The 4,646-nt window shown below is 76.5% G+C and carries 6 protein-coding genes; all 6 read right to left on the bottom strand.

Going from position 1 to position 4,646, the window contains the following annotated elements; translation table 11 throughout:
- Positions 1-727 (bottom strand): TetR/AcrR family transcriptional regulator (locus E1291_RS39405; protein ID WP_131743113.1); only part of this gene is annotated, 727 nt, incomplete at its 3' end.
- 94 nt (positions 728-821) lie between these two features.
- Entirely contained in the window at positions 822-1,982 is a 1,161-nt protein-coding gene (locus tag E1291_RS39400) for a 4-hydroxybenzoate 3-monooxygenase (RefSeq protein ID WP_131743112.1), read from the bottom strand.
- 52 nt (positions 1,983-2,034) lie between these two features.
- Positions 2,035-2,844: an IclR family transcriptional regulator gene (locus tag E1291_RS39395; protein WP_131743111.1), complete on the bottom strand. Its 810-nt coding sequence runs from the start codon at positions 2,842-2,844 to the stop codon at positions 2,035-2,037.
- A 52-nt stretch (positions 2,845-2,896) separates the two neighbouring features.
- Positions 2,897-3,292 (bottom strand): 4-carboxymuconolactone decarboxylase, encoded by a 396-nt coding sequence (gene pcaC, locus E1291_RS44955; protein ID WP_306434508.1) that lies wholly within the window; start codon positions 3,290-3,292, stop codon positions 2,897-2,899.
- Positions 3,289-4,092, bottom strand: coding sequence for a 3-oxoadipate enol-lactonase (gene pcaD / locus E1291_RS39390; protein ID WP_306434507.1), 804 nt, complete (start codon positions 4,090-4,092; stop codon positions 3,289-3,291). Before pcaD ends, pcaC begins: the two co-directional genes overlap by 4 nt.
- A partial coding sequence (locus tag E1291_RS39385) for a lyase family protein (RefSeq protein WP_242614663.1) occupies positions 4,089-4,646 on the bottom strand: 558 nt, incomplete at its 5' end. The genes pcaD and E1291_RS39385, both read right to left, overlap by 4 nt.

Below are 4,646 nucleotides of genomic sequence, written 5' to 3'. Positions count from 1 at the left end.
ACTGGCCCGTCCACGCCGAGCGCTTCGTGGCGCAGCTGGAGAACTGGGCCGGGCGCACCCCAGCCCCGGCCGTCGAGCCGGAGCCCGAGCCGGTGGAGCACGGATCGGGGAGGCACGGTTCCGGAAGGGACGGGGCGGGGACGGGCAGCCCCGCGCGCAGCTGGGCGAACGCGGAGTCCAGCAGCTCGGGCAGCCCGCTCCCGGTCTCGCCCTCCGCCCACAGCTCGGCGGCGGTGCGCATGGCGAGGGCGGCCGCCCCGGCGACCAGGTGCGGGTACGGGTCGCGGACGGCGTCGGTGCCGGTGCGGTCCGCGACGATCTCGGCGATCGAGCACTGCATCTCGCCTATCCCGCAGAGCCGGCTCGCCACCAGGGCCGGGTTCTGCTTGACCACCCGCAGCAGCGCGCGGACCTCGTCGCGCGGGCCGGCGGGCGCCAGCGCCTCCCGGATCGCCTGGCGCAGCGCGTCCCAGACGGGCTCGTCCCGGGGCCGGGCCCGCAGTCCCTCGATCACGGCGCGCGCCCCGTCGGTGAGGGGCGCGACGATCGCCTCCTCCTTGCCCGCGAAGTAGTTGTGGAACGTGCGCGGCGACACCCCCGCCGCGGCGGCGATCGCCTCGATCGTCACCCGCTCCACGCCCAGCTCGAACGCGAGCCGCACCGCCGCCCGGCTGAGCGCCTCGCGGGTCGCGACCTTCTTGCGCTCGCGCAGGCCCGGCGGTGTCATGACACCACCGTAGGGCAAACTTGCACAGCCTGCAAAAATTCAGGATCTGTCACTTAAGTGACGTGCATCTCACCGGCGCCGGGGACGCCCCGGCTCAGCCCTCCAGCGGCAGCCCCGTGTAGTTCTCCGCCAGCGTGCGCGCCGCCGCCTCGGACGACACCACGTAGTCCAGGTGCGACCGCTGGAGCCGCCTGGCGAAGCCGTCGGCGGCCGGGTCCACGTGCAGGAGCGTGGTCATCCAGTACGAGAAGTGCTCGGCCCGCCAGACCCGCCGCAGGCACGCGGCGGAGTAGGCGTCGAGCAGCCCCTCCGAGCCCGACGCGTACCGCTCGGTGAGGGCCCGCGCCAGCAGCGTCACGTCCGACACCGCCAGGTTCAGGCCCTTGGCGCCCGTGGGCGGGACGATGTGCGCGGCGTCCCCGGCCAGGAACAGCCGGTCGTGGCGCATCGGCTCGGCGACGAAGCTGCGCATCGGCGTGACCGACCGGTCGGTGACCGGGCCCCGCCGCAGCTCCCAGCCGTCCGCGGTCGCGAACCGCGCGGCCAACTCGTCCCAGATCCGGGCGTCGGGCCAGGCGGCCAGGTCCTCGTCCGGCGCGACCTGCAGGTACAGGCGGCTCACCGTGGGCGAGCGGAGGCTGTGCAGCGCGAACCCCCGCTCGTGCATCGCGTAGATCAGCTCGTCGGTGGACGGCGGGACGTCGGCGAGGATCCCGAGCCAGGCGAACGGGTAGTCGCGGGAGAACGTCCGCACGCCCGGCACGGCGGGCCTGCTCACGCCGTGGAAGCCGTCGCAGCCCGCGACGTAGTCGCACTCCAGCGTGTGCACGCGGCCGTCCTGCCGGAAGGTCACGCTCGCGCCCGCCGTGTCGATCGCGAGGACCTCCGCCCCGAACCGCACGTCGCCGCCGTCCGCCAGCCGCCGCGCGACGAGGTCCTTGACGATCTCGGTCTGCGCGTACACGGTGACGGTGCGGCCGGTGAGATCGGTGAGCGGGACACGGTGTCCCGCCCCGCCGAACCGCAGTTCCAGGCCGTGGTGGACGAGTCCCTCCCGGTCGAGCCGCTCGCCCACGCCGCTCTCACGCAGGACGTCGGTGGTGCCCTGCTCCAGCATCCCGGCCCGCTGCCGCCGCTCCACGTACGCGCGGTCGCGGCTCTCCAGCACCACCGAGGCGATCCCCCGCAGGTGCAGCAGATGGGACAGCAGCAGCCCCGCCGGCCCGCCGCCGGCGATCGCGACCTGGGTGCGCATCGAGCCTCCTCGTCATCGGTTCACCTGCGATGCTGGCGGTCGCCGCCGCGGTTCAGGCGCCGGTCTTCCGGTCACCGGAAAGGACCCCGGAAGGTCCGGGCCAGTGCGCGGCGACGTCGCGGGACAGAGCCCGCGCCGCCGTCGTCAAGGGTGGCACCAGCCGCCGCGGGTCGGCGCCGCGGGTCCGGGCGACCAGCGACAGCGCCGCGACCACGCTGCCCGCCGCGTCGCGCACCGGGACGCCCACCGACGCGGCGCCGAGCGTCATCTCGTCGCGGGTCACCGCGTAGCCGGTGCGGCGGACCCGCGCCAGGCAGCGGCGCAGCTCCGCCGGGTCGGTGATGGTACGGGCCGAATGCCGGGGCAGCCCGTCGGCCAGCACCGCCTCCAGCACGTCGGGCGGCGCGTGCGCGAGGAGCACCTTGCCGACGCCCGTCGCGTGCGGCGGGAGGGTCGCGCCGACCTGGGTGAGGACGGGCAGCGAGCGGGTGCCGCGCAGCCGCTCGACGACCAGGACCCGCAGGTCGCGCAGGACGGCGAGCTGCACGTTGTCGTGGGTGGCCTCGTAGAGGTCCTCCATGTGCGGCAGCGCCAGCTCGCGCAGGCCGGTGACGGCCGGGGCCTGGCTGCCGATGCGCCACAGCCGGGTACCGATGCGGTAGGTGCCGTCGGGCAGCCGCTCCAGGAAACCGCCCCCGGCCAGCTCCCCGACCAGCCGGTGGCCGGTGGCCAGCGGCAGGCCCGCGCGCCGGCAGATCTCACTCAGGGTGAGGCGCACGTCGCCGAGCGCGAAGGCGTTGAGGATCGCCATCACCTTGCCGGTCACGCTGACCGGACGCGCGTGCTCGGACGTGCCCGCCATGCCCCCTGCTCTGCCTCTGCCCCGTACCGCCGCCGTCCCGGTTCCCGGCCGGCTACTCCTGCTCTGCGAGTACCCGCTGGGCGACGGCGAACGCGGAGTTCGCCGCCGGGACTCCGCAGTACACGGCCGTCTGCAGGAGCACCTCCTTGATCTCGTCGGGGGTCAGCCCGTTGCGCAGCGCCGCCCGCACGTGCATGGCCAGCTCGTCGAGGTGGCCTCCGGCGACCAGGGCGGTCAGCGTGACGCAGCTGCGGGTCCGGCGGTCCAGGCCGGGCCGGGTCCAGATCTCGCCCCAGGCGTACCGGGTGATCATGTCCTGGAAGTCGGCGGTGAAGCCGTCGGCGCGGGCGACGGCGCGGTCCACGTGGGCGTCGCCGAGCACCTCGCGGCGCGTGCGCATGCCCTCGGCGTGGCGCCGTCCATCGGTGCGGTCGTCGTCGCGGCTCATCGGCCCCGTCCTTTCCACGTGCGGTCCAGGTGTTCGGTGATCGCCTCGGTGACCGCGTCCGGCCGCTCCACGCCGGCGAGATGCCCGGCGTCCGCCAGGACGGTCAGGCGGGCGCCGGGGATGCCCTCGGCCAGCCGCGACGCGTGCCCGTCCGGCGGGGTGGGGCGGTCTCGCGCGCCCGCGACGACCAGGGTCGGCGCGACGACGCCGGCGAGGCGGGCCGTCACGTCGAAGGCTGCGAGGGCCTCGCAGCACGCGGCGTACCCCTCGGGGTCGGTGCCGCGCAGCATCGCCACGTAGGGCGCGGCGCCGGTGAACCCGGGGGTGAACCAGCGTCCGGCCGCCGTCTCGGCGACGGGCCCGACGCCCTCGCGGCGGACGAGGGCGGCCCGTTCGCGCCACGGCTCCGGATCGCCGAACCGCGGCGACGTGCAGCACAGCACGAGGGAGGCGACCCGGCCGGGGGCGCGCAGCGCCAGCGCCGTCCCGACGGCGCCGCCGAGCGACACCCCGGCGTACCCGGCCTCGGCGGCGCCCAGCGCGTCGAGCAGGTCGAGCACGCCGCCCGCGAGGTCGCCGACGGTGAACGGGCCCTCCGGCGGCGGGGCGCCCCCGTGGCCCGGCAGGTCGTAGCGCAGCACCCGCCACGACGCGGCGAGGACGGGCAACTGCGGCAGCCACAGGTCCATCGAGGTGCCGAGGGACGGGCCCAGCACGAGGACCGGCGCGTCCCGCGGGCCGTCCAGGCGGTACCGCAGCGGAAGGCCCGGCGAGCGGCTCGCGGCGGGGCGGGGCGTCACGGGCGGCTCCTGCGGTAGGCGTCCAGGGCCCGGTCGACCAGGGCGGGCGCGGCGCCCGGCCCGGGGTCCTCGCCGAGCACGTCCAGCAGCGCGGCGAGGTTGGCGCGCAGCCGGTCCGGCGCCACCTCCAGCCCGCTGAGCAGCTCGGCGGCGGTCTCGGCGGCGCCCCCGGTGAGCCGCAGGCACTCGCGCAGCGGTTGCCACTCGGCGTGCCACTCCCCCGCGGGCCGCTCCAGCGGCGCCGCCTGCGCGGCGAGCAGCACCTGCGCGTGGGCGGGCACCTGGAGCGCGGCGGAGCGGACGAGGGTCGCCAGCGCCGGGTTGCGCTTGTGCGGCATCGCCGACGAGCCGCCCCGGCCGGGCCCGGCGGCCTCGGCCACCTCGCCGACCTCGCTCTGCGCCAGCAGCCACACGTCAGTGGCGATCTTACCGAGCGCGCCGGCGGTCAGCGCCAGCGCCGCGGCGAGGTCGGCCACCGGCGTGCGGCGGGTGTGCCAGGGCAGCGAGGGCGCCGCCAGCCCGGTCTCGGCGGCGAAGCCGGCGACGAGGTCGAG

This window comes from Actinomadura roseirufa (assembly GCF_900659635.1).
GTDB lineage: Bacteria > Actinomycetota > Actinomycetes > Streptosporangiales > Streptosporangiaceae > Spirillospora > Spirillospora roseirufa.
The sequence above is the reverse complement of the archived record's forward strand: the minus strand, read 5'-3'. Positions and strand labels throughout refer to the sequence as shown.

What these genes read in the sequence shown, in the direction of transcription:
- E1291_RS39400 (WP_131743112.1), bottom strand. Translation starts at nt 1,982, where the DNA reads ATGCGCACCCAGGTCGCGATCGCCGGCGGCGGGCCGGCGGGGCTGCTG.
- E1291_RS39395 (WP_131743111.1), bottom strand. Translation starts at nt 2,844, where the DNA reads ATGGCGGGCACGTCCGAGCACGCGCGTCCGGTCAGCGTGACCGGCAAG.
- pcaC (WP_306434508.1), bottom strand. Translation starts at nt 3,292, where the DNA reads ATGAGCCGCGACGACGACCGCACCGATGGACGGCGCCACGCCGAGGGC.